This window comes from Streptomyces lunalinharesii, assembly GCF_039532155.1.
Taxonomy (GTDB): domain Bacteria; phylum Actinomycetota; class Actinomycetes; order Streptomycetales; family Streptomycetaceae; genus Streptomyces; species Streptomyces lunalinharesii.
In genome coordinates, this window is sequence record NZ_BAAARK010000006.1 from 132127 (window position 1) to 155809 (window position 23683).

The following is a 23683-nucleotide window of genomic DNA, read 5'->3' on the forward strand; positions in this document are numbered from 1 at the left end:
CGAGGAACACCACCATGACTACGGTGAGTCCGACAGCCGTGATCGACGGCATCGGCAGCTGCCTGCCGCCACGGGTGCTGACCAACGAGGACGTCCGGCGGCGCGGCGTCCTGGACACCAGCGACGAGTGGATCCGCACCCGCACCGGCATCGCCCGGCGCCGGGCCGCCGAGGACGACACGAGCACCGGGGACCTCGCGGTGGCGGCCGGCCGGGCGGCCCTGGAGTCCGCTCGGGCCGGGGCGGACCTGGTGCTCGTCGCCACCACCACCCCCGACCGGCGCTGCCCGGCCACCGCGCCCGAGGTCGCCCACCGGCTGGGGCTGGGCACCGTGCCCGCCTTCGACCTGGCGGCGGTGTGCTCGGGCTTCCTCTACGGCCTGACGGTCGCCACCGCGCTGATCCGCACCGGCGTCTGCACCCGCCCTCTGGTGATCGGCGCCGAGACCTATTCCCGCATCATCGACCCGCTGGACCGGGACACCGCGGTGATCTTCGGCGACGGGGCCGGCGCGGTGCTGCTGCGCGCCGGTGACCGGGCCGAGCCCGGCGCGGTCGCGGCCACCGACTGGGGCTCCGACGGCTCCGGCAGCGACCTCATCGCGATCGCCGCCGGCGGCGCCCGGCAGCCCGACCCGGCGCGCCGACGGTGCCGCGACGACCACTACTTCCGGATGCGCGGCCGCGAGGTGTACGGGCAGGCGGTGCGCCGGATGACCGAGTCCTCGCGGGCCGTCCTCGAAAAGACCGGATGGTCGCCCGCCGCGGTGGGGGCGTTCATCGGCCACCAGGCCAACCAGCGGATCCTCGACTCGGTCGCCGACCGGGTCGGCGTCCCGCCGCGCCGCCGCTACGGCAACCTCCGCGATGTCGGCAACACCGCCGGCGCATCGATCCCGCTGGCCCTCGCCGACACCGCCGCGCACCGTCGGGTCTCCCCCGGCACCCCGACCCTGCTCACCGCCTTCGGCGGCGGCCTCACCTGGGCCTCGGTCGCCCTGACCTGGCCGGCCGTCCGGCCCCTCGACCGCGCCCCGGAACCCCGCACCACCGACTCCACCCCCCGTCCCACACCCCGGAGGAAGACATGGACCCTGTCTACGACCACCTCGTGACCGTCCTCACCGACAAGTTCGAGGTGGACGGCAAAGAGATCCGCCCCGACATCACCCTCGGCGCCCTGGAGCTCGACTCCCTCGCCGTCGTCGAGCTCTACGTCACCCTCCAGGAGCACTGGGGCGTCCCGTTGGACGAGGACGGCGCCACCGCCGAACTGACCCTGGATCAGGTGGCGCAGGCCGTGTCGGCACAGCTGACCGTCGAGGGCGCCGCCGACCGGGGAGGAGCCCCGCAGTGAGCGTCCCAGGCGACGACGCGGGTCTCGCGGTCACCGGAATCGGCCTGGTCACCCCGGCCGGTTCCGGGACCGCGGCGACCTGGCAGGGAGTCTGCGCCGGGCGGGGCACCGCGGCCCCGGATCCCGAACTGGCCGGTCTGCCGGTCGGGTTCTCCGGCCGGGTGCCCGGCTTCGACCCGCGCGCCCAGGTGCCGGGACCCCGGCCCTGGCAGCACGACCGGTGCACCCAGTTCGCCCTGGCGGCCGCCCACGAGGCGGTCACCGACGCCGGACTGGACCCGGCCGCCCGGGACGCCGCCCGCATAGCGGTGGTCCTGGGGTCGGCGGCCGGCGGCGTGGGCACCTACGAGGAGCAGCTCCGCAAACTGACCGACGGCGGCCCCCGGGCCGTCTCCCCCCTGACCCTCCCCGCGTTCCTCCCCAACATGGCCGCGGGGCAGTTGGCCCTCGCCCTCGGCGCCCGGGGCCCGGTCCTGCACACCGCGACGGCCTGCGCGTCGGGCGCCGGCGCGGTGGCGCTGGCCGCGCTCCTGCTGTCCGCGGGGGCCTGCGACGTGGCGGTGGCGGGCGGCGCGGACGCCATGGTGACTCCGCTGTGCGCCACCGCGTTCGCCCGGATGGGCGCGCTGTCCCGCCGGCACGGGAGCCCGGCCCGCGCCTCCCGTCCCTTCGACGTCGACCGGGACGGGTTCGTGCTCGCGGAGGGCGCGGGGGTGCTCGTCCTGGAACGCGCCGCGGACGCCGTCGCCCGCGGGGCACCGGTCCGGGCCCGGCTCGCCGGCTGCGGCCTGGCCGCCGACGCCCACCATGCGGTGGCCCCCGATCCGGAGGGCCGGGGCCTGCGGCTGGCCACGCAGGAGGCGCTGCGCGCCGCCGGCGCCACCCTGGACGAGGTCGCGCACGTCAACGCCCACGGAACCAGTACCCCCCTCAACGACCGCACGGAAGCCGCCGCTTTGGCCCGGCTCTTCGGGTCCGCGGCCCCTTCGGTGACCTCCGCCAAGGGCGTCCTGGGGCACACCATGGGCGCCGCCGGCGCGATCGAGGCGGCGCTGACCGCGCTCACCGTCCAGCACCAGCTCGTCCCGCCCACCGCCAACTTCCACCGCCCCGACCCCGACGCCCCCGTCGTGGACCTGGTCACCGGTCGCCCCCGCCCGCAGTCCGTCCCGCTCGCCCTCAGCAACTCGCTGGGCTTCGGCGGCCACTGCACGGTGCTCGCGTTCCGGCCGGCCTCCTGACGTCATGCGGGCGGGCGATGTCGCCGCACCGCCGGCCGGTGAGAAGATCACCCCACATCCCGGCCAACCCCCGAGACGCGTTCGTGGTCGGCGGTGGGACTAGGGCGTTTCTGACGGATATCCGTGGAGGAAGGACAGTGACCATGGGCAACAGCGCCCTGCTGGTGATGGACGTCCAACGGGACGTCGTGGAGATCGCGGACGGCGGCTCCGGGTACCTCCGGCGGGTGCGTAGCGCGATCGACGGCGCCCGCGCGGCGGGCCTCCCGGTGATCTACGTGGTGATCGGGTTCCGCCCGGGCCGGCCGGACGTCAGCCCACACCACAAGGTGCTGTCCGCCGCGGTGCGGGACGGCCTGTTCACCGAGGGGGACCCGGGCACCGCGATCCACCCCGACGTCGCCCCGCAGGACGGCGACGTCGTGATCACCAAGCGAAGGGCGAGCGCGTTCTCGGGGAGCGACCTCGACCTGGTGCTCAGGGTCCGCGGCATCGACCACCTGGTGCTCGCGGGCATCGCCACCAGCGGCGTCGTGCTGTACACCCTGTGCCAGGCGAACGACCTGGACTTCGGCCTCACCGTCCTGGCGGACGCCTGCCTCGACACCGACCCCGAGGTGCACCGCACGCTCACCGACCGGCTGTTCCCACGCTGGGCGGACGTCCTGACCGTCGAGGACTGGCGCACCGCCCTCACCCCGAATTGAACGGGCGGCCGGCGCCACGCGCACAGTGCGTCGACGTCACCGGCGTTCGCCCCGTCCGTCAACGTCCCAGAGAGCGACAGGAATCGATGCGCATTCAGGCAGCCGTCGTGGAGTCCCCCGGCGGCCCCTTCACCGTCCGCGACGACGTGGTCCTCGCCCCGCCCCGGTCCGACGAGATCCTGGTCAAGATCGCGGCGGCCGGCATCTGCCACACCGACCTCAGCACCCGGCAGAGGTGGCCGCAGCAGCTCAGCCCGATGGTCTTCGGCCACGAAGGCGCCGGGGTGGTGACGGCGGTCGGCGACGCGGTCACCGACGTCGGCCCGGGCGACAACGTGTGCCTGAGCTACCGCAGTTGCACCAGCTGCGGCCAGTGCACGGCCGGGCACCCCGCCTACTGCGAGACGGGCATCTTCGCCCTGAACGCCACCGGCACCCGGCCCGACGGCACCAGCCCGCTGTCCCGCGCCGGCGACGGCAGCACCGTCTACGGCAGCTTCTTCGGCCAGTCGTCCTTCGCGACGTACGCCCTCGCGCACACCAGCAACGTCGTCACGGTCCCCGCCGACCTGCCGCCGGCCGTCGCGGCGCCGCTCGGCTGCGGGGTGCAGACCGGGGTCGGCACGGTCCTCAACATGCTGCGTCCGCCGCGGGGTTCGTCGGTCGCGGTGTTCGGCACGGGCAGCGTCGGGCTCACCTCCGTGATGACCGCGGTCGCCGAGGGCTGCCGGGTCGTCGCCGTCGACCCGCTGGCGGCCCGGCGCGCCAAGGCCGTCGAGTTCGGTGCCGTGGCGGCGGTCGACCCCACCGTCGAATCCGACGTCGGGGCCGCGGTCCGCGACCACGCCGGCGGCGGCGCGCACTTCGCCATCGACACCACCGGGCGGTCCGACGTGATCTCCCAGGCCCTCGCGGCGCTCGCCCAGCGCGGCACGCTGGCCCTGGTCGGGGTCGGCGGCCGTGCCGAGTTCGACATCATGACGGTGCTGACGAAGGGCATCCGGATCCGCGGCGTCATCGAGGGCGACGCCGCACCGGCCGCCTTCCTCCCCGACCTGGTCGCCCGGTACCGCGCGGGCCTCCTCCCGCTCGACCAGATCATCACCGAGTTCCCGTTCCACGAGATCGAGGAGGCCGCCCGGGCCGCGGCCGCGGGCGAGGTCATCAAGCCCGTGCTCCGCTTCCCCTGAGCGGGGGCGGCCGGTCGGGCCACGGGGCCGACCGGCCGCGGGTCCTCAGCGCGCCGGCCCGCCCGTCGTGGCGAACCCGTAGTCGGCCCAGGTGTCGAGCACCTTCTGCTGGAGCGCACGGGGATAGGCGTGGCGGAAGTCGGTGGTGACGCCGCGGGTGCGCCCGGCGAAGTGCTCGGGCAGCAGGCAGCTGACCACCGACTTGCCGCCGCGGCCGGCGCGCGCCTCCGCCGCGGTCAGGTAGGGCACCATCGGGATGCCCGGCGCGTCGGGGTACGCGTACTCGCCGGTGCCGGGGTGGTAGCGGGTGGCCAGTGCCCACACCACCTGGTCGATGTCGGTGATGTCGATGTCGTCGGCGACGAGCAGGACCTTCGGCACCAGCCAGCCGGCGTGCGAGCCGAAGAGGCTGTCGGCCACCGCGTCCGCCAACTGCCGTTCGTCCATGCCGGCTCCGGCCAGTCGTCGGATGTCGACGGAGACCACGATCCAGCACGTGGCGGCCTCGTAGGAGCACCAGGCCAGGTCGACCGGCAGGCCGTCGGAGCGCAGTTGGTCCAGGGCGCTGGCGGAGATCATCGTGCCCCAGATGGTGTGGTTCTCCTCCGGCGGCCGGCCCGCGACGCAGATCGGCAGGATCGGGTCGGAGCGGTGCGTGACGGCCTCGACGTGGAAGACCGGTTGCGGTTTCGACTCGGCGAAGGTGTAGCCGTGGTACTCGCCCATCGGCCCTTCGGGCGCGGTCTCGTCGGGGCTGATGTACCCCTCCAGCACGATCTCGGCATTGGCGGGGACGTAGAGGCCGTTGGTCTCGGTGCGGACCACTTCGACGGGGCTGCCGGTCAGCGCGCCGACGTAGCCGTCCTCGTTGACCTCGGCGGGCAGCGGCATGCCGGCGGCGGCCAGCGCCGCGGGCGGCGCGCCGAGCACCATGGCCCAGGGGGTGGGCTCGCCCCGCTCCTGCCAACTGCGGTGGATCATGCCGAGGTGCTGTTGGGGCATGGCGGGGCCGACGAGGGTGTTCCGGCCGTGGAGCATGCTGCGGCTGATGGACCAGCTCGTCCACCGCCCGTCCGGGGTGCGCACGACGTGGAATCCGTAGGTGCCGAAGTAGCGTCCGCCGTCCTGTTGGTGGAGCAGCGGGACCGGGAACCGTTCCAGGTCCACCTCGTCGCCCCGCAGCACGTGCTCCTTGCAGGGGCCGGAGTCCACGACGCGCGGGGCGACGGGGTCGGCGTGCATGGCGGTGATGAGCCGGTCCAGCAGCTCGCGCGGGGTGGTGGCGCGCGGGAGTCCGAAGTGCGCGGCGAGCCGGCCGTAGGTGCCTGCGGGGTCGCTGCTGAGACCGGCGGGCGCGCCGAGCAGCCGGTGGCCGGGCTCGGCGCCGGTCAGGTTCCCGAACAGCGGGGCGGGGCTCCTGGTTTCGTAGACGCGCCGGGTGACGGCGGCGGCCTCCAGGAGGGGGTCGACGGGACGGCGGACGTCCACGGCGTCGCCGACGGCGAGCAGTTCGTCGACGAAGTCCCGGAAGTTGAGCGCGCTGCCGCGTTGCGTCATGGCGAACCTTTCGTAGAAGCGGGGAGGGAGCGGGAGCGGCGAGGGGCGTCGCGGCGTCAGTCCGGTCGGCCGGACGGGTCGTGGTCCGGGCCGCCCGCCGGGGACGGCCGCTCGGCCGGGTCCTCCCGCATGCCGCGCCAGCGCCGGGCCGTGGGGAGGTCCAGCCCGAACTGGTCGAGGATGCGGACGACCAGGTGCTCGACCAGGTCGTCGATGCCGGTGGGGCGTTGGTAGAAGGTCAGGACGGGCGGCAGCACGACGGCGCCCAGGCGGGTCAGTTCCAGCATGTTGTCCAGGTGGACGGCGGACAACGGGGTCTCCCTGGCCACCAGCACCAGGCGGCGCCGCTCCTTGAGGGTCACGTCGGCGGCCCGGGCGATCAGTCCTTCGCCGTAGCCGGTCCGGATGGCCGCGAGGGTCTTCATGCTGCACGGCACGACCACCATGCCGTCGACCCGGAACGAGCCGCTGGAGATCGCGGCGCCCTGGTCCGCTGGGTGGTGGGACACCGTCGCCAGGGCTTCCACCGCGCGCACCGAGCGGCCGGTCTCCCGGGCGAGGGTGGCGCGCGCCCACCGGCTGACGACGAGGTGCGTCTCCACCTCCAGCTCCCGCAACGCCTCCAGCAGGCGCACGGCCAGGGGCGCACCGGTGGCACCGGTCATCGCGACGACGAGGCGCACGACACCGCCTCCTCTCCTTGCTTCCATCCCCCGCGCTTATTTATGACGTACACGTCCTATCCGCTTCCACGATAAAGTACGTGTACGTCCTAATCAAGCCGGGTGGCCGGCGCCGGAGGGATGCGGGGAGCAATGGCACAGCAGCACGGGGACGCGCGGGACGTGGCCGCCGCGATCGGCGGAGTCGGGCCCCTGGCGCGCCAGCTGAACCAACTGCACACCCGGCTCTGGCACGAGCAGGTGGACCGGGAACTCACCGGCCCGCAGTTCACCGTCCTCAGCCTGCTGCACACCCACGGGGACATGGACCAAGGCACCCTCGGCGCCCGCGCCCGCCTCGACAAGTCCACCGCCGCCCCCCTGCTGGACCGCCTGCGGCGGCGCGGCCTGGTCGAACTCGCCAAGGACCCGACCGACCGCCGCCGCAAGATGATCCGCCTCACCGACGAGGGACGCTCCCTGGCCGTCGACCTCGCCCCCGCCGTCCTCGACGTGAACGAACAGGTCCTGGCCGGCTTCTCCCCCGCGGAGCGCGCGCAGTTCCTCGGCTTGCTCCGCCGGGCGGTCGGGGGCGCCCCGACGGCGACGGACCCCGGGGTGCCCGCCGGCCCCGACACCACCGAACCCTCAGGCTGAGCCGGAGCCGGAAACGGTCGTGGCCCGCCGGTTCCCCGGCGGGCCACGACCGATGCGGTCCCCTCAGACCGTTTCCGCGACGCCCGGCCGCGGTTCGGGCTCGGCGCTCCCGGCGGCCGGTTCCGGCGTGCGGGCGCCGGTCCGGGTGGCGCCGACCCCCGCGATCACGACGAGCACCACGCCGGCCGCGGGCGCCAGGTCCGGCGTCTGGCCCAGCACCAGCAGCCCGATCAGCAGTGCGATGGCGGGTTCCAGGCTCATCAGCGTGCCGAAGGCGGCGGTGGTCAGGCGGCGCAGGGCGAGGAATTCGAGGGCGAAGGGCAGGACGGGGCTCACCGCCGCCAGCACCAGCATGATCCCTACCGCCTGCCAGGTCAGGTGCCCCCACAGGCCGGGGGCGGCGATCAGCGTGCCGATCAGGCCGGCGACCGGCATGGAGACCGCCAGGCCGCTGAGCCCGGTGACCCGGTCGCCGACGCGCTGGGTCAGCAGGATGTAGACGGCCCAGCAGCCCGCGGCGGCCAGCGCGCAGACCAGTCCGACGACGTCCAGGCCGCCGTGCCAGGGCTCGGTCAGCAGCACCACGCCCAGCGCGGCCAGCGCCGTCCACACTTTCCGGCCACCGCCCGGTCCGTACAAGGAGATGGCCAGCGGGCCGAGGAACTCCAGTGCGCTGGCGGTGCCGAGTGGCAGGTGCGCGACGGAGAGCATGAAGAACAGCATCATGCCGGCGGTCGCCGCCCCCAGCACGGTGCAGGCGAGCAGGTCCTGCCGGGTGAAGTCGCGCAGGCGCGGGCGTATGAGGACCAGCATGAGCAGACCGCCCCACGCCAGCCGCAGCCCCGCCGTGCCGATCGCGCCGAGCTGACCGAAGAGCGGCACGGCCAGGGCCAGCCCCAGCTGGACGGAGGTCATGGAGGCGACCGCCATGAAGAAACCGGTCTCGGCACCGCCGCGGCGCAGTCGGCCACCGGCGGCGGTACGGAGACGGGACGGGAAGCCGCCCGGGGGCGGTGGCTCGAACGCACTCATGGGGACAGTAGATGCCCTGGGCATCGTTCGTGTCCACGTGCCGATCGTGGACATTCCGTTCGCGAATCCCGAACAATGGAGGGATGGAAACCCGTCGGCTCCAGCTACTGGTGGAGCTCTCCCGACTGGGGTCGATGCGCGCGGTCGCCGAGGCGACCGGCACCACGACCTCCACCGTCTCGCAGCAGATCGCCGTGCTCGCCCGCGAGACCGGCGCCGCCCTGATCGAACCGGACGGCCGCCGGGTCCGCCTCACCCCCGCCGGACGGCGCCTGGCCGAGCACGCCGTGACCATCCTGGGCGCCGTGGAGGCCGCCCACCTCGACCTCGCCCCCGGCGCCGAGCCGAACGGCACCCTGCGCACCGCCGGGTTCGCCACCGCCATCCGGGCCCACCTGTTGCCCCTGGTCAGCGAGCTGGCCACCAGCCACCCGCGGGTCCACCTGCTCATCCGCGAGCACGAACCCGACGAGGCCCTGTCGCTGCTGATCACGGACGACACGGACCTGGCCCTCACCTACGACTACAACCTGGCGCCCGCCACCTTCGACCCCGCGGTGCGCGCCAGCCCACTGTGGACCGCACCATGGGGCCTGGGCGTCGCCGCCCACGACACCCGCGGTGGCGGAACCACGGTCGAGGTCTTCGCCCGCTTCGCCGCACACGACTGGATCGTCAACTCCCGCAACACCGCCGACGAGACCGTCATCCGCACGCTCGCCTCCATGGCCGGCTTCACCCCGCGCATCACCCACCGGGCCGACAACCTCGACCTGGTGCAGGGCATGATCACCGCGGGCCTCGGCGTGGGGCTGCTGCCGGCCGGCATCCCCACCTTCCCCGACGTCCACCTCCTGCCGCTGACCGCCCCCGACGTGGTGTTGCGCGCCTACGCCGTCGCCCGCCACGGCCGCCTGAACTGGCCACCGCTCGCCCTGATCACCGACCTCCTCACCGAGCGCTCCACCCGCCCGGACGCCGCCGGGGCGACCGCCCCCGGACCGACCGACGACTGACGGGCGGACACCGGGCACACGTGGGCGAACCCCCGCTCCGCCCGCACCCGCGGCCCAGGAACCCCCAGGCACCGGTCACCGCCGGCGAAGCAGAGGCGTGCGGAAGGACGAGCCACCGCGAAGCGGCCGGCAACCGCCGGAGCGCGCGGTCGCACTGCCGCCGGCCCGTCGAAGCGCGGACCGGCGCCGCACGTGACAATGCGCTTCATGGACATCCGACAGTTGGAGTACTTCCTCGCCATCGTGGATCACGGCGGCTTCACCCGGGCGGCATCCGCGCTGTACGTCTCCCAGCCGTCGTTGTCCCAGGCGATCCAGGCCCTGGAACGCGACCTGGGCAGTGACATCTTCCACCGGATCGGCCGGCGGGCGGTGCTCACCGAGGCGGGACGGGCGCTGATCGAGCCGGCGCGCGCGGCGGTGCGCAGCCTGGAGACGGCCCGGGCCAGCGTCGCGGCCGTCCAGGAACTGCGCACCGGGCGACTGGACGTGGCGTCGACGCCGTCCCAGGCGGTGGAACCGTTGACGACGCTGGTGCGGACCTTCACCGGGCGGTACCCGGGCGTGTCGGTGGCCATCCAGGCAGCCTTCACCGCGCGGGACGTGGTGGACGCCGTCCGCACCGGCGCGGCCGAGTTGGGGTTGCTGGCCACTCCCGGCCCGCTGCCGGACGAGGACGTGGTAGCGCACCCCCTCGCCGAACAGCGCTTCGTGCTGGTGACCCGCGACGGATCCGACGGGGACACCCCCTTCGCCGGCCAACGCTCCGTACAGTGCGCGGAGTTGGCCGGCCAGCGGCTGATCGTCGGACAGCGGGGCACCGGGATGCGGGCGTACGTGGACGGGCTGCGGGAGCAGGGGATCGACGTCACCGTCGCCGCCGAGACCGAACACCGGGTGTCCGTGCTCCCCCTGGTCCTGGCCGGGGTGGGGGTGGCGGTGTTGGCCGAGTCCTGGCGCGGCCTGGCCGAGCGGGCCGGCGCCCGGGTGCTGGACATCGAACCCCGCACCACGCTGCGCATCGGCCTGATCAGCCGCCGCACCGGGTTGTCCCCGGCGGCGCGGGCGTTCGTGACGGCCGCCTTGGAGACGTCCGCGCCGGGCCGCTGATAGGCGCGGCCGATCAGGCAGATCGCGATCGCGTCTTGGACGGGTCCAGGCACCGCTTGGTGCAATCGGGCGCATGACCACCCACCACATCGCCCTCGTCCCCGGCGACGGCATCGGCACCGAGGTGCTGCCCCCGGCACGGCGCGTGCTCGACGCCGTCAGCCGTCGGCACGGCTTCCGTCTCGCCTACACCACGTACGACGACTGGTCGTGCGCGAGCTACCTGCGCGAGGGCGCGATGATGCCCGACGACGGTCTCGACCAGCTGCGCGACAAGGACGCGATCCTGCTCGGCGCGGTCGGCCACCCGGACGTGCCGGACCACGTGTCGCTGTGGGGCCTGCTGATCCCGATCCGCCGCGGCTTCCAGCAGTACGTCAACCTGCGGCCGATCCGCGTGTTCCGGGGCGTCGACAGCCCGGTGCGGGGTGCGCTCCCGGGCGAGGTGGACCTCGTGGTGGTCCGCGAGAACACCGAGGGCGAGTACAGCGAGATCGGCGGCCGGCTCAACCGCGGCCTCCCCGAGGAACTCGCCGTCCAGGAAGCGGTGTTCACCCGGACCGGGGTGACCCGGGTGGTGGACTACGCCTTCGGCCTGGCGGCCGACCGCGGTAGCCGACTGACCTCGGCCACCAAGTCCAACGGCATCGTGCACACCATGCCGTTCTGGGACGAGCTGGTCGCCGCGTGCGGGGCCGGGCATCCGGACGTGGCCTGGGAGCAGGAGCACGTCGACGCGCTGGCCGCCAAACTCGTCCTGGAACCGGCGCGGTACGACGTGATCGTCGCCTCCAACCTCTTCGGCGACGTCCTCAGCGACCTGGCCGCCGCCGTGGCGGGCTCCATCGGCATCGCCCCGGCCGCCAACCTCAACCCCGAGCGCACCTTCCCCTCGATGTTCGAGCCGGTGCACGGCTCCGCGCCCGACATCGCGGGCCGGGGCGTCGCCAACCCGCTGGGCGCCATCTGGTCGGCGGCCTTGATGCTCGACCACCTCGGCCACCAGGAGGCCGCCGGCGACGTCACCAACGCCATCGCGACCCTGCTGGCCACGACGGACGTCCGCACACCGGACCTGGGCGGCACCGCCAGCACCGAGCACTTCACCGAAGCCATTCTCCAACTCCTTTAGCTGATGGGCGAGTTGGTGAGGCTGTTGGGCTCATGTCGGGCGCGTGACAGCCGGGCCGTGGGCTGCGCAGGTGCCGCGGGCCGGCGCGGGGCTCCGCACGGACCGGCTTCGAAAGCCTGGCGGCGCGGCCACCACCATCCAGGCACCCGTCCAAGCACCACCGCCCAGGCACGGCCGCCCGGGCGGCCGTGCCGAGCACGGCTACCCGTCGGCCGGGCGGCGCGCCGGGCGCCACATGCCCCACAGCGCGGGCCCGCCCCCCGGCAGCGCCAGCTCCGCGCGCACGGTGAAGCCGAAGTGCTCGTAGACGGGGACGTTGGACGCCTTGGAGGACTCCAGGTAGACCGGCAGCCCTGCCGCGTCGGCCTGGGCCAGTCCCGAACGGAGCAGCGCCGACCCGTGTCCCTGGCCCTGGGCGGCCGGGTCCGCGCCGATGACCGCCAGGGACCAGTGCGGTTCCTCGGGGGTGTGCTGGGCGGCCGTCTGCACGGCGTCCTGGAACGCCCCGGCCCGGTCGCCGAGGATGTCCTGGAGTTCCTTGATGGTCTCGGCGTCGGGAACCGCCTTGGCCTGCGCCTCCGGCGGCACCCAGAACGCGGCCGCCGACGCGGTGCGTTCGCACACCCCGTGGTGGACGTACTGCCGGGTGAAGAGGGTGGTGAAGTAGCGGCCCAGTGCCGTCTCGCGCGAGGCGGCGTCGGGGAAGAACCAGCGCATCATCGGGTCGCCGTCGAAGGCACGGGCGAAGGTGCGGCTGATCAGCGGCGCATCGTCGATCGTGGTCTGCTGCGGCGTGGTCGCATTCGGCATACGGCTCATTCTGTACCCGATGATCTTCGGTGCTCGACGGGGCCCCGACACATACGCGGACCAACGGGACAGTAGAGTAGGGAGGTTCAGGCAATAACGGACGCCGCGCAGCGGATCGGGCGCGGCGACCGTGGCGAGGCTCGCTCACGGCCTCCCGTCCGTGAGCCGGCACGAAGGCGGAGCTGACGACGCCCCCTCCCCCGTCACCACGTGTCAACGGCGTCGATCCGCACCAGGTGGTAGCCCATCTCCTGCCGCGTCAGCCAGCACTCCCACATCTTCCGGGTGGCCCCGTCGCCCCACGGATTGCCCAGGCAGATCCGGCCGCCGGCCGGGTCCACGTCCTTGATGAAGTAGGCGTGGTTGGCGGCCAGTCGGCCGTCCGCGATGGTGTCGCGGTCGCTCGTTCCGGGGGTGGTGGCCACGAGTGCCTGGCCGCGCGCCCTGCGGTCGGCGACCTCCTGGGCGAGCCACGGCGAGGTGAGGTCGAGCGGCTGTGCCACCCGCCCGGTGAGCAGGGCGAGCGCGACGCCGACCGCGCCGCCGTGGGCGACGTCGTGGTAGTTGCCGAAGTACTGGGCGGCGGCCTTCTCGAAGTAGCCCGGCCAGGTCTCCGCGTACCGCGCGTCCGCGGTGTGTCCCTTGGCGCCCCACAGACCGCCGTGCCCGTACGGCAGGTCGGGCACCAGCGTGATCCCGATCGGGGTGCCCTCCTCGTAGAGGGTGACCGTGACAGTGCCGTTGGCCTCCAACCGGAGGTGGCGCGGGGCGTACTGGGGATTGGCTTGGAGCACGGCCTGCATGCTCGTCAACAGCCAGCAGGTGCCGAACCTCCCCTGGTCCATGTCCTGCCAGGACATCGCCTCGGTCGAGGCCGAGACCCACTGCCAGTTCTCGGTGACGTACGCCCCGTCGACCTGCGCGAACGGCCCCTCGGGCAGCACCCAGCCGTGGTCGCCGCAGCCGCACTCGGCGTCGTAGTCGGGCTGGCTGCACGGCATCCCGGTGCCGACCAGCATGGCCCCGTACGGGCTGACCGTGCGCAGCAGCCAGCTGAACAGTTCCTGCTGGCGACGCCAGTCGTAGGCCGGTTGGCCGTGCTCGTCCTCGACGTGGGCGAGGGCGTCCCAGCGGTCCAGGCCCTGCGTCCCGAAGCGGCGGACGACCAGGTCGAGTTCGGTGGGTGGCAGCGGCGCCAGCAAGGTGCCGACCTGGTCGAGCAACGACCGGGCGCCGTACTGCTGCGCATCGGCGAACAACACGCCCCATGCCTGTCGCCCGACCGTCTCCGCCCGCTGCGGGTCCGGCGGCGGGCCGGGCGGCTGCCAGGGCAGCTCGACCACCGGGCGACCGTCCGGCACGTACTGGAGCCGGTCCCGTCCGACGCTGTCGCTGAACCCCTGCACCACGTTCACGGCGTCGATCAGTGCGCGACCGCCCGGAATGAACGGCGCGGCGGCGCCGGCGACCTGGCGCCAATTGTTGCGGTGGTAGTTCACGTGCTTCTCCCCCGTCCGGCTCCCACCCGGCCCACGAGCCTACGCAGCCGACGGGGCCGTCGCGCCACCACCCCTGCGCCCATGCACTCATGCACTCATGCACTCATGCCACGAGTCCGGCAGCTCGGAAGGCTGCCGGACTGTGGCGATCGATTGCGGAGAGCGGTCGTGCCGGACGCCGGGGGACGGCCGACTGCGCCGTGCCTGGCCTACCGGATCACCACCCGCTCACCGCGACCGGCGGTCTGCGCCCGTCACTTCGTGAAGGCCGCGGTGCCGTTCGGAGTGCCGAGCCCGGTCGGGCCGTCGTAGCCGGCACCCGCCGTGCACAGGTACGACGGCGAGCAGGAGCCGTTGGCGCCGCTGGTGACGTCGTTCAGCGCCGAGGTGTGACTGTACGGGTAGGAAGCCGGGGTGTCCGACGCACCAGGAGTGCCGGCGAGGGCGTAGACGCCGGCGATGAACGGCGCGGCGGCGCTGGTGCCGCCGTACACGTTCCAGCCGGTGGCCTGGTAGCTGTCGTAGACCGCGAGGCCGGTGGCCGGGTCGGCGACCGAGGCGACGTCCGCCACGGCGCGCTTCGCGCAGCCGGTGTCCTTCTGCCAGGACGGCTTGGCATCGTACTGCGAGCAGCCCGAACCGGCGCCCTCACCGCCTGCGCTGGTTCCCCAGACGGATTCGGACCAGCCGCGTGCGCTGCTGTCCTGCTGGAGTGACGTGCCGCCGACCGCGGTGACGTACTGCGAGGCCGCCGGGTACTCGACGCCGTAACCGCTGTCACCGGAGCTGACCGTGATGGCGACGCCCGGGTGGTTGAAGTACTGCTCGTCGGAGGTGGGGTCGGTGGAGTCCTCGGGTCCGCCGTAGCTGTTGGAGACGAACTTGGCGCCCATGGTGACCGCGCGGTTCACCGCCGTACCCAGGTCGTCCATGCTGGCGCTGTTCGCCTCGACCAGCAGGATGTGGCACGAGGGGCAGGCGGAGCTGACCATGTCGACGTCGAGGGATATCTCACCGGCCCAACCAGAGTCGGCAGCCGGGTAGTTGGTGCCGCCGTTCTGGTCGACCTTCTGGAAGCACCCGTTGGACGTGCTGCATTCGGGCAGGCCGTATTGGGAACGGTAGGTCGCCAGGTCCTGTTCGGCGTTGGGGTCGTCGTTGGCGTCGACGATCGCCACGGTCTGGCCCGAACCGCCCGACTGGGGCAGGTTGTAGGCGCTCTGCAGGTCACTGGGACCGTAGCCGGAGGGGGCGGCGTGCGGTCGCAGGGAGAGCTGCGGCTTGATGTCTGTGCGGGCCACCGCGTTGCAGGCCATGTAGCCGGGGTGCGACGGGTGCGCGCACAACCGGCGGGTGGGCACCTCTGCACTGGACCCGGCCGACGCGGAGTGACCGGCCCGGGTGGTGTGCGTCGCCGGTGCGGCGGCGGACGGGCTGGCGGCGATCACACCGCCGATGACGAGGGTTGCTGCCGACAGCAGGGCCGGAACGGCGCGGTGTGCCAGGCCACTGGCACGATCCGATCTGCCCTTTCGTAGGGAACGCAAGGAAACGACCTCCGTGGGGGAAGGGGCCGGCAGTCAGCGCGCCGAGGAACGGACCGCGTTGCGTGGCGTGCACGTCTACCCGCGCCTCCGCATGCCTGCACACCTGCAAGCGAACAGGCAGACACACAGGAATTGGCGCGTTCATGACATTCATGCTGCAACGACGATGACGCCCCATCAGGGCGCGCCAGCCTGCCGGTGATGAGTTGCGCACGTGCACTCAGTGATGCCACCCCGTTGAGTGGTGGCTCTGTAGGGAAAAGTAGTGAACCCTGCGTCAAAGCGATACCGAGCTACGGCAAAGGCTTGCCCTCGGTCCGCTGACGGCCACGTCGCGGACGACCGTCACCACGACGCCCAAACGCCCCAGTCCCTCCTTCCACTCCCCCTTCCGCAGCACTCCGGCACAGCCGGAATTCCCCGTGCCGAAATTCCCCGTGCCGGAAATACTCCGCTCCGCACCGGAGTTCAGCGGATGTCCGCAACGACGCCGCCCCAGCGTCCGTAGCGGATCCATGAGCCGAGCGAACGAGTCGAGCGAAGGCAAGGTACGAAATGAAGTCCGTCATCCGGACGGCGGCCGGTGGCCCCGAGGTCCTGCAACTCGTCGAGCGTCCGGTGCCCGAGCCCGGCCGGGGCGAGGTGCGCGTACGCGTGCACGTCTCGGGCGTCAACCCCACCGACTGGCGCAGCCGTCGGCGCCCGCTGCCGCCCGGCGTCACCGAGCAGGTGCCCCACCAGGACGGTGCCGGCGTGATCGACGCGGTGGGTCCGGGGGTCGAGCCGACGCGGGTCGGCGAACGGGTGTGGATCTGGGAGGCCGCCTGGCAACGGCCCTGGGGAACGGCCCAGCAGTACACGCTCGTCCCCGACCGGCACGCCGTCGCCCTCCCCGACCACGCGCCGTTCCACCTCGGTGCGGCGCTGGGCATTCCGGCCCTGACTGCCCACCGGGCACTGACCGTTCACGACGGCGGCCCGGGGCGCATCGCCCCCGGCACGCTGCGGGGCGCGACGGTACTGGTGGCGGGCGGCGCCGGTGCGGTCGGCAACGCGGCCGTCCAACTGGCCCGTTGGGCCGGGGCGCAGGTGATCAGCACGGTCAGCAGTCCCACCAAGGCCGCGTTGGCACGCGCGGCCGGCGCCCACCAGGTGGTCGACTACCGGACGCAGGACGCCGTCACGGAGATCCGCGCCCTCGCCCCCGAGGGCGTCGACATCGTCGTGGAGGTCGCGCCGGGCACCAACGCCGCCCTCGACGTCGCGGTCGCCGCCCCGGGTGCCGTGGTGGCCTACTACTCGGGCGGCGAGGACGAGCGGCTCACCGTCCCGGTGCTGTCCTCCCTGCCGGCGAACCTGCGCTGGCAGGGCGTCTTCGTCTACACCGTCCCGGCCGCGGCGAAGCAGCAGGCGGTCACCGACGTCGCGGCAGCCGTGGACGCCGGCGCCCTGCGCGTGGGCGAGGAGGCGGGCTTGGCGCTGCACCGCTTCCCGTTGGAGCGCACCGCCGACGCCCACGCCGCGCTCGAACGGGGCGTGGTCGGGAGGGTCCTGATCGACGTCCCGTGACCACCCCGCCGGGGCGCCTACCCGCGCGGCACACCCTCTCCGGCGTACCGGGCACGCGCCCGCTCCAGGGCGGCGTCGAAGTCGCGCTGGGTGTCGGCGCACCAGTGCAGCAGGTCGGCGAGGACGTGCTGCAAGGTCTCGCCGGGGCTGTCGCGCCAACCGTCGCCGGAGAGCGTGTAGGTCTCCAGAGCCGCGTTGGCCCGCCGCACCGCGGCGTCGTGCTCCTGCGTCGTCGTCACCGTCGTCCCCTCTCGTAGCAGCTCACGAAAACTGTAGCGCGTTGTATATTTGCAATGCATTGCAGTTTTTGGCGAGGTGCCGCACGGGCGACCGGAGCGGCGACGGGGCAGGGGCAGGCAGGCATGGGGACTCCTTCGGGCGGGCTGCGCACCGTGACGGCCGTCCGGTACGTGACGCCGCTGCGGAGCGGCGGTTCCGTGCCCGGTGTCGTCGAGGCCGACGACTTGGGGACATACGTGGTGAAGTTCACGGGCTCGGCGCAGGGGCGCAAGGCACTGGTGGCCGAGGTCATCGTGGGCGAGTTGGCCAGGCGCCTGGGTCTGCGGGTACCAGAACTGGTCCTGATCGACTTCGACCCCGCGGTCGCCGCCGACGAACCGCACCAAGAAGTCCAAGACCTCCTGCACGCCAGCGCCGGACTCAACCTCGGCATGGACCACCTCCCCGGAGCCACCGACTTCGACCCCAACGCACCGAACGCCGTCGACGTCGACCCCACGGAAGCCGCCCGCATCATCTGGCTCGACGCCTTCACCGCCAACGTCGACCGCACCACCCACAGCCCCAACCTCATGACCTGGCCGCCCCCCGGCCACCAGCGCCCCCGCCTCTGGCTCATCGACCACGGCGCCGCCCTCGTCTTCCACCACCGCTGGCGCACCGCACCCGACACGACCACCAAGGCCTACGACCTCCGCCACCACGCACTCGCCTCCCACCAACCCGAAATGGCCACAGCCGACGCCGAGTTCACCCCACGCATCACCACAGAACTACTCCACGAGGTCGTCTCCACCGTCCCCGACGCCTGGCTGACCGACGAGCCGGGCTTCACCACCCCGACGGACGTCCGCAACGCCTACATCACCCACCTCGCAGCCCGAGCCGCAGCCTCCACCCACTGGCTCCCCACGGAATTCCCCTCACCCATCAACCGACCCGGCCACCGACTGGAGCAACCACACAGGTGAGCGCTGCGGGCACACGGGGAGGCAGCAGCCACACCAACCAACACATCTACGAAATGACCGTCAATCCGTTGGTAGATGACGGCCGCCCTCGCGTCACCGTCGCCGAGATCCCAACCGTCAACGAACTCGGAAACACCCCACACTCACGCGGGGCAGCGACATGGCAGCCCGCCGCGATCGGCCTCGCTGGACGTGCCCCAAACCGCGCTAAATCTCAGACTCCACTACCACCGCCGCCCCAGAGAAGCACGTCCGAGGACCGCCAGCGATCAGCTCTGGGGAGAATCTGGGGAGTTTCAATCGGCGCTCCGATCCGCCTCGCTCCCCAGCAGCCCATCAAGGGCAGTCCGCCCCCTACCTCCGGCCTCGGGCATGAAGTGAGCGTAGTAACTTAGCGTAATGGCTGGCGAGGAGTGGCCGAGCCACCGCGCCACGGTTACCACCGACTCCCCCGCCTCCAACAAGACTGAGGCATAGGTATGACGCAGGACGTGGAAGCCGTCCTTCGGTGCCGCCTCCCACTGCCACCGCTTTGCCCCCTGAGGCAGCGGCGGGATGATGCCAGCCTTGGCCAATGCCGGTTTCCACATGTACGTGTTCCACGTGTTCACGGCCATAGCACTACCGAATCGCGTCGTGAGCAGTAGGGATACCCTTACACTTGACTGCCTCCGGCCTGCCCCACGGAAGCTCCACCTCTGTCGGCCGAAACAGTGCCACGTAGCGTTTCAATTCCCCTGCCAGCGACGAGGGCATGTCGACGGCACGCGTCTTCGCACCCTTGGGAAGCGCGAAGTGCAACTTCCCTCCAATCGCCTGCACTTGGCGACGTACGGGGAGAATGCCCCTGGCGAAGTCAAGGTCATCCGGGCTCAAACCGAACACCTCACCCTGGCGAAGCCCGCACCCCAGACCAAGTACGACGGTGATTCGACCTCGTGGGCTAATCACATCACGAACTCGGACCGCGGTCTCCGATGGCCACGCCTCTCGGCGTTCCTGTGACGCTTTGGGCCACTTCACGGACTTCGCATACATAGGGTTGCTAACAAGCCGCTTGTCATCTACAGCCGCCCCCAAGAGGCTCGACAATTCCGACAGTATCCCACGCCGATAGTCGACTGAGACCACGGCGGCCTCCAACTTCGCTATATAGGAACGGAGTTCCGCCGTCGTGATGCTCCTCAGCGGCAACTGCCCCAGATGCGGAATGATGTGGAGCCGAACCCTGCGCTCCTGGTTCTGCTGGGTCTTGTGAGCGCCTCCCCCGCCTGGCAACCAGTGCCTCGAGATGTAGTCGGCGAGCGTAATGGACCCGTCGCGAGCGTCAACGAACTCCCCACGCTCCTCATCTGTCGCCGACCGGCGGAGCCATGCCTTGGCGTCTTCCAAAGAATCAAACGACCGGTTCCGAACTCCGGGTATGCCGGCGACCTTATATCGCTTACCTTTACCGTAGCGAGCCGACTTCTCCCTTCTCCCAGTAACTGGGGCCCTCTTCTTATTAACCCAACGATCTTCAATGTATCCTGCCAAATCAACCTCCTAGGTGAAAGGGAGAGAAATTAGACTCGACGACGCATCACACTTCAGCTGCCGTTTGCTCGCCCGGAAAGATGTTGCGGAGCGACGCTCAACGGACTCAGAGCAGTGTTGGATCGGGAATCGACTTCTTCTTGTTCATGAACCCAGGCGTCCAAGGCTTCCCGTCGATACATCACACGCCCACGTGGCCCCATGCGGAAGCTCGGCGGCCCCAGCCGCCGATGCCTCCACACATAGAGCATATGGGGTGACAAGCCGAGGTGTAGCGCAGCAGCCTTGACCGTAAGGAAAGCCGCACGGCCTACGAGATCGGAATGACGTGAAGCCGAAGAAGCCGGCGGGGGACATGCAGACATAGAGCTCCTCTCTAGAAGTACGCCTTACTTTGAAAGGCGTACCGGATTTCCAGAAGTTTGCACGCAAAATATTCGCGATCCACCTTCTGACTCCTTGCACTACCGCCAGCTTCGTTCGCACTATTCCTCTCGCAAACACAGCAGAGCGTCAGCGCCTTCTATTGTCTGCACGGTCGCCGGTTTGGCTAACCGGTGGTCGTCGGCTATGTTGCGCTTCCCAAGTGCCCCTCCACTCCTCGACTCTCTGAATCGGGAGGCGATCTCGCACCAACTATCGCGTGAACGAACACACCAGCAGCCGGCCTCTCACCAAATGACGTCCTCATGACGCAGAGATCGCACCAGATCATTGCGCCGGCCAGATGCCACCCTCAGGACGTTGCACCTTGGCATCAGTCCAGCGGATATTCCAGTCTTGGTCGAACTCTTTCTCTTCTGCTGTGAGCGATTTCAGCAGAGAACGCGGAGGAGGCTGAATCCCATAATTGGCCGACAAGGCACCGGCCGGACGACTCATTTGCCTATATAGGAGGACCACGGGAACATTGGTGCGGACGCTCTGGTTGGCACTCCCGACGCGTCACAGGTCCAGGGCCTCACGCTGCTGGGGCGACGTCGATGCTGACGCGGGGTGCAGGCATGCACGCCTGCACGCAGGCGCAAAACGTCGCGTTCGGCGCGGCTGGCCTAGGCGCGGGCTTCCAATCGAGCGACCAGCGGCCGCCGTTCGGCAACCGCTTCGAAGGCGTGGCCAGACTGGCGTGCGATCTCGGCCAGTCGCACCGCGGACTGACCGAACTGCAGTATCGCGTGATGATCTGCGTCGGCGGCATCGGTAACGCCGAGAACGTGTGTTGGCAGGTGCCGTGTTTCGCAAAGGCGACGTCGGGATCCGATGTCGTCGACGGTGCGTTTGCACAGTTCCAGGCCGGACGCCTCGGCGACGGTGAGGCGAGAACTTCCGGCATCGGACTTTCGAGGTAGCTCAGACGGCTGGATAGGGTCGGGGTACACCGAGCTGGGGAGGTAGTGGCATGACCGACATCGTGATTGCACAGACGACCATCGACGACGAGGACCAAGCCAAGGCACTGGCGCGCGGCGCGGTGGAGAGCAAGTTGGCAGCGTGCGCGCACATCGATGCGCCGTTCACTGCCTTCTACTGGTGGAAGACCGAGATCGAGACCGCTCAGGAGTGGCGGATTTCGTACAAGACGACCACGGAGCGTCTCCCGGAGTTGGAGGCGTGGGTGGCAGAGAAGCACTCGTACGACGTCCCCGAGTGGATCACCCTTCCCGTGACCGGCGGGTCGGAAGCGTATCTGTCGTGGGTCGTGGAGGAGACGACGAAGGGCTGAGGAACGACAGTAATTGCGTCCCGGGCCGTCCCGGATGCCCAACTCAGGGATCGGCTCAGGACGCGAACTGCTTCAGGTGAAGCGCGAGTTCCCGTTCTCCAACAGGGAGCCCTGCGGCGATCTGCACGGCACGGTCCTTCCCCATCGTGTTGGGCTTGGCCTGTGCCGCCGCAGCGAACTGGCGCGACACGTAGACGCCCCGGTCGACGTCGCCTCCGCGCAACAGGGCCGCGGCGAGGTCACCGAGGACGACAACACCGCCATCCGGTAGGTCTTCTCCGAGGCGTTCGACCGCGCTATCGGCCGTGGCTGCAAGTTCGGACCGCGCCAGCTGCCCGTACACAGAGAGCGCTAGCGAGTCCATGCGGTAAGGCGTTACGAATCGGACCCATGCCTGCTCACTGGTGTGATCCGCGAAGTCGTAGGCGAAGCGCGCTCGCTCCAGTGCACGCAGCGCCCCCATCTCGTCGCCTAGCGACGCAGCTTCCTCCGCGTGCCTGCCGAGGACCCAGGCGGCAGCGGTGGCATTCCCGTGGCCCCGTACGTCCTGGGCAGCCTGGGAGAGGAATGTCAGCCTATCCCTCGGTGCCGTAGCCCCGTAGCTGGCGTAGGTCAAGGCCAACGCTCGGAGCGGAGGGTGCCCAGCCGTCGCCGCGCACTGTGATGTGACCTTGTAGTAGGCATCGGCCTTGTCGTGCTCGCCCAGGTCCCATGCAACCCATCCGGCCAGGGCCGCGGTCTCCCCGGCTGCGACGGTAAGTGCCTGTTCGTGTTTCCCGGCGCGAGGCAGGGCAGTGGTGATCGTGTCGAGATGTGACTCCACCATCCTCTGGAGGCGGCGGGCGCTGAGGTTCAGTTCCTGGACGTGCAGCTCAGCAGCCCGATCGATGAGCATGGCTGCAGCGGAGTGATCGATTTGGGAGCCTTTGCTGAGGGCTAAGGCCAGCCGTCCCCAAGGCTCAGCGGCTGCACTCACGCCGACGACGGCACCTCCCAGTAACGTGCGGCGCTTCATGGCGTCCTGGTCCTCCTCTTCACGGTCGTTCCCCTTCCTCCGCCGAGCGCGGGCGGCCTGGGCCTCCCGTTTTAGTTCTTCGAAGGGGAAGCTGCAGGCCACCGCGATGTGTCCGAGAGTGTGGTTCGTAGGGACGTTCTCAAAGTTCTCATAGCGGCTGACCTCGCGGCGGGTCAGGGTGTCCCGGCGGGAGACATCGTTGATCGCGGCTGCTTGTTCCTCCTGTGTCCGGCCGGCGTCCTTCCGGAGTTGGACGAGGAGTTCGGCGAACGGGTCTGGCATGAGTGTGACCTCTGTCGGTGGGCGGAACCCAATCATGGCCTCAACTCCCTCCTGGAATTCCCCCCTTGACAGATTTTCCCCCCTCTGGATTCCCCTGGTAGACGGCCCTGCCTCGCGGTGCGATGGGGTCATGACCAGCGAAACACCACCCTCTGAAGAGGCTTCGCCAGCAGGAGAGTCGACGCTGCCAATCGCATCATGCCGACCGTCTCGAGTTCCGGAGAACGGACACCGTTCGCACGGTACGGGTGGCAGCTTCGCCCCCATCCGCATCCCTTGCAGCAGGGGTGCAGAGGTGGCCGAAGAGCTCTACTTCGGCGTGGGAGACATGTGGTGATCGGCAAGCTCCTACGGAAGTCCGTTCCCAACATGGCCTGCACGAGTCGCGATGAGAGTGCTTTCGAAGGCCGGTCGTCCCCGGATCGGCAGTTCCAACCACTCCTGAGGAAGCGACTTCGCGATCTGCGGAACGCATACAACGCGCACACCACCGAGTGCTTTCCCCAGCCCAGGGGCCTGGTTGCCTACGTGGTGACTGGGAGAGGCGACGATGGTTCCAAGGAGTTCTCGCAACTCCGCGAACGAGCGAAAGCTCAAGGGCAATTCGTCAACCAGTACGTAAGGGAGCGCCGTGGGTGCCCGCCGAACGAGCGCTCCGGCTGGGCGACGGTGCGAGCGACGGTCTACGAGGGCTTCGCCCACGGTGTGATCGTCTTGGACCAGGAGACCGTCAGCTCGGACTTGGAAGCCTACGAGCGGGAGGTGCGTTGGTTCGGCGAGCGCAATGCACTGTTGCTCCTGGTTCGCGCGGAGACGAGCACTTGAAGACT

The 23683-nt window shown here is 70.7% G+C and carries 25 protein-coding genes; 14 read left to right on the plus strand and 11 right to left on the minus strand.

Annotated features, from left to right (window positions below; translation table 11 throughout):
• Nucleotides 1–14: 14 nt before the first annotated feature.
• The 5 genes from ABD385_RS12095 (at nt 15) to ABD385_RS12115 (ending at nt 4495) form a co-directional block, all read left to right on the plus strand.
• Entirely contained in the window at nt 15–1115 is a 1101-nt protein-coding gene (locus ABD385_RS12095) for a beta-ketoacyl-ACP synthase III (protein WP_344575170.1), read from the plus strand.
• Nucleotides 1088–1357, plus strand: a complete 270-nt coding sequence (locus ABD385_RS12100) for an acyl carrier protein (RefSeq protein WP_344575171.1) — start codon at nt 1088–1090, stop codon at nt 1355–1357. Before ABD385_RS12095 ends, ABD385_RS12100 begins: the two co-directional genes overlap by 28 nt.
• The gene (locus ABD385_RS12105; RefSeq protein WP_344575172.1) at nt 1354–2598 is read left to right on the plus strand and encodes a beta-ketoacyl-[acyl-carrier-protein] synthase family protein; all 1245 of its coding nucleotides are present in this window, start codon (nt 1354–1356) and stop codon (nt 2596–2598) included. Before ABD385_RS12100 ends, ABD385_RS12105 begins: the two co-directional genes overlap by 4 nt.
• 143 nt (nt 2599–2741) lie before the next feature.
• Complete coding sequence (locus ABD385_RS12110; protein ID WP_344575173.1) at nt 2742–3305, plus strand: cysteine hydrolase family protein; 564 nt, start codon at nt 2742–2744, stop codon at nt 3303–3305.
• Between the two features lie 86 nt (nt 3306–3391).
• Entirely contained in the window at nt 3392–4495 is a 1104-nt protein-coding gene (locus tag ABD385_RS12115; protein WP_344575174.1) for an NAD(P)-dependent alcohol dehydrogenase, read from the plus strand.
• Between the two features lie 45 nt (nt 4496–4540).
• Here the strand turns inward: ABD385_RS12115 and ABD385_RS12120 are convergent, their stop codons facing one another.
• Nucleotides 4541–6052: a UbiD family decarboxylase gene (locus tag ABD385_RS12120; RefSeq protein ID WP_344575175.1), complete on the minus strand. Its 1512-nt coding sequence runs from the start codon at nt 6050–6052 to the stop codon at nt 4541–4543.
• 56 nt (nt 6053–6108) lie between these two features.
• Entirely contained in the window at nt 6109–6735 is a 627-nt protein-coding gene (locus ABD385_RS12125; RefSeq protein WP_344575176.1) for a UbiX family flavin prenyltransferase, read from the minus strand.
• Between the two features lie 132 nt (nt 6736–6867).
• On the opposite strand from ABD385_RS12125, the gene ABD385_RS12130 reads away from it, so the two are divergent.
• The gene (locus ABD385_RS12130) at nt 6868–7371 is read left to right on the plus strand and encodes a MarR family winged helix-turn-helix transcriptional regulator (protein WP_344575177.1); all 504 of its coding nucleotides are present in this window, start codon (nt 6868–6870) and stop codon (nt 7369–7371) included.
• Nucleotides 7372–7434: 63 nt separating this feature from the next.
• On the opposite strand, the gene ABD385_RS12135 is transcribed toward ABD385_RS12130, so the two are convergent.
• Nucleotides 7435–8403, minus strand: a complete 969-nt coding sequence (locus tag ABD385_RS12135) for an EamA family transporter (protein ID WP_344575178.1) — start codon at nt 8401–8403, stop codon at nt 7435–7437.
• Nucleotides 8404–8486: 83 nt separating this feature from the next.
• Between ABD385_RS12135 and ABD385_RS12140 the strand changes: the two genes are divergently transcribed.
• From ABD385_RS12140 to ABD385_RS12150, 3 genes are all read left to right on the plus strand, one after another.
• Entirely contained in the window at nt 8487–9419 is a 933-nt protein-coding gene (locus tag ABD385_RS12140; protein WP_344575179.1) for a LysR family transcriptional regulator, read from the plus strand.
• Between the two features lie 207 nt (nt 9420–9626).
• Entirely contained in the window at nt 9627–10529 is a 903-nt protein-coding gene (locus ABD385_RS12145; RefSeq protein WP_344575180.1) for a LysR family transcriptional regulator, read from the plus strand.
• A gap of 73 nt (nt 10530–10602) precedes the next feature.
• Nucleotides 10603–11661, plus strand: coding sequence for a tartrate dehydrogenase (locus ABD385_RS12150; protein ID WP_344575181.1), 1059 nt, complete (start codon nt 10603–10605; stop codon nt 11659–11661).
• A 201-nt stretch (nt 11662–11862) separates the two neighbouring features.
• Here ABD385_RS12150 and ABD385_RS12155 read toward each other — a convergent pair whose 3' ends face one another.
• The 3 genes from ABD385_RS12155 to ABD385_RS12165 all read right to left on the minus strand — a co-directional run bounded on the left by ABD385_RS12155 (nt 11863) and on the right by ABD385_RS12165 (nt 15286).
• Nucleotides 11863–12471, minus strand: coding sequence for a GNAT family N-acetyltransferase (locus ABD385_RS12155; RefSeq protein ID WP_344575182.1), 609 nt, complete (start codon nt 12469–12471; stop codon nt 11863–11865).
• 203 nt (nt 12472–12674) lie between these two features.
• Entirely contained in the window at nt 12675–13970 is a 1296-nt protein-coding gene (locus tag ABD385_RS12160) for a C2 family cysteine protease (RefSeq protein WP_344575183.1), read from the minus strand.
• A gap of 254 nt (nt 13971–14224) precedes the next feature.
• On the minus strand, nt 14225–15286 hold the full coding sequence (locus ABD385_RS12165; RefSeq protein WP_425585395.1) for a S53 family peptidase: 1062 nt from the start codon (nt 15284–15286) through the stop codon (nt 14225–14227).
• A 786-nt stretch (nt 15287–16072) separates the two neighbouring features.
• Here ABD385_RS12165 and ABD385_RS12170 point away from each other — a divergent pair.
• Nucleotides 16073–17086: an NADPH:quinone reductase gene (locus ABD385_RS12170; RefSeq protein WP_344575185.1), complete on the plus strand. Its 1014-nt coding sequence runs from the start codon at nt 16073–16075 to the stop codon at nt 17084–17086.
• 17 nt (nt 17087–17103) lie between these two features.
• Here ABD385_RS12170 and ABD385_RS12175 read toward each other — a convergent pair whose 3' ends face one another.
• Nucleotides 17104–17325 carry a hypothetical protein gene (locus ABD385_RS12175; protein WP_344575186.1) on the minus strand — a complete coding sequence of 74 codons (222 nt, stop codon included), beginning with the start codon at nt 17323–17325 and terminating at the stop codon, nt 17104–17106.
• A gap of 123 nt (nt 17326–17448) precedes the next feature.
• Here ABD385_RS12175 and ABD385_RS12180 point away from each other — a divergent pair, with 123 nt between their 5' ends.
• The gene (locus tag ABD385_RS12180; protein WP_344575187.1) at nt 17449–18297 is read left to right on the plus strand and encodes a HipA family kinase; all 849 of its coding nucleotides are present in this window, start codon (nt 17449–17451) and stop codon (nt 18295–18297) included.
• Nucleotides 18298–18593: 296 nt separating this feature from the next.
• On the opposite strand, the gene ABD385_RS12185 is transcribed toward ABD385_RS12180, so the two are convergent.
• Genes ABD385_RS12185 through ABD385_RS12195 form a run of 3 tightly spaced genes read right to left on the minus strand, consistent with a single transcriptional unit; the run spans nt 18594 to nt 20198 of the window.
• Nucleotides 18594–18914, minus strand: coding sequence for a tyrosine-type recombinase/integrase (locus ABD385_RS12185; protein ID WP_344575188.1), 321 nt, complete (start codon nt 18912–18914; stop codon nt 18594–18596).
• Nucleotides 18915–18918: 4 nt separating this feature from the next.
• Nucleotides 18919–19833, minus strand: coding sequence for a tyrosine-type recombinase/integrase (locus ABD385_RS12190; RefSeq protein WP_344575189.1), 915 nt, complete (start codon nt 19831–19833; stop codon nt 18919–18921).
• Nucleotides 19834–19886: 53 nt separating this feature from the next.
• Entirely contained in the window at nt 19887–20198 is a 312-nt protein-coding gene (locus ABD385_RS12195) for a helix-turn-helix transcriptional regulator (protein WP_344575190.1), read from the minus strand.
• A gap of 639 nt (nt 20199–20837) precedes the next feature.
• On the opposite strand from ABD385_RS12195, the gene ABD385_RS12200 reads away from it, so the two are divergent.
• Together ABD385_RS12200 and cutA are read left to right on the plus strand one after the other, a co-directional pair.
• A complete protein-coding gene (locus ABD385_RS12200) occupies nt 20838–21182 on the plus strand; it encodes a hypothetical protein (protein WP_344575191.1) in 345 nt (114 codons plus the stop codon).
• Nucleotides 21183–21232: 50 nt separating this feature from the next.
• Entirely contained in the window at nt 21233–21556 is a 324-nt protein-coding gene (cutA, locus tag ABD385_RS12205) for a divalent-cation tolerance protein CutA (RefSeq protein WP_344575192.1), read from the plus strand.
• Between the two features lie 55 nt (nt 21557–21611).
• Here cutA and ABD385_RS12210 read toward each other — a convergent pair whose 3' ends face one another.
• Nucleotides 21612–22853 carry a helix-turn-helix transcriptional regulator gene (locus tag ABD385_RS12210; protein WP_344575193.1) on the minus strand — a complete coding sequence of 414 codons (1242 nt, stop codon included), beginning with the start codon at nt 22851–22853 and terminating at the stop codon, nt 21612–21614.
• 333 nt (nt 22854–23186) lie between these two features.
• Here ABD385_RS12210 and ABD385_RS12215 point away from each other — a divergent pair, with 333 nt between their 5' ends.
• Nucleotides 23187–23678, plus strand: coding sequence for a hypothetical protein (locus tag ABD385_RS12215; protein ID WP_344575194.1), 492 nt, complete (start codon nt 23187–23189; stop codon nt 23676–23678).
• Nucleotides 23679–23683: the final 5 nt, after the last annotated feature.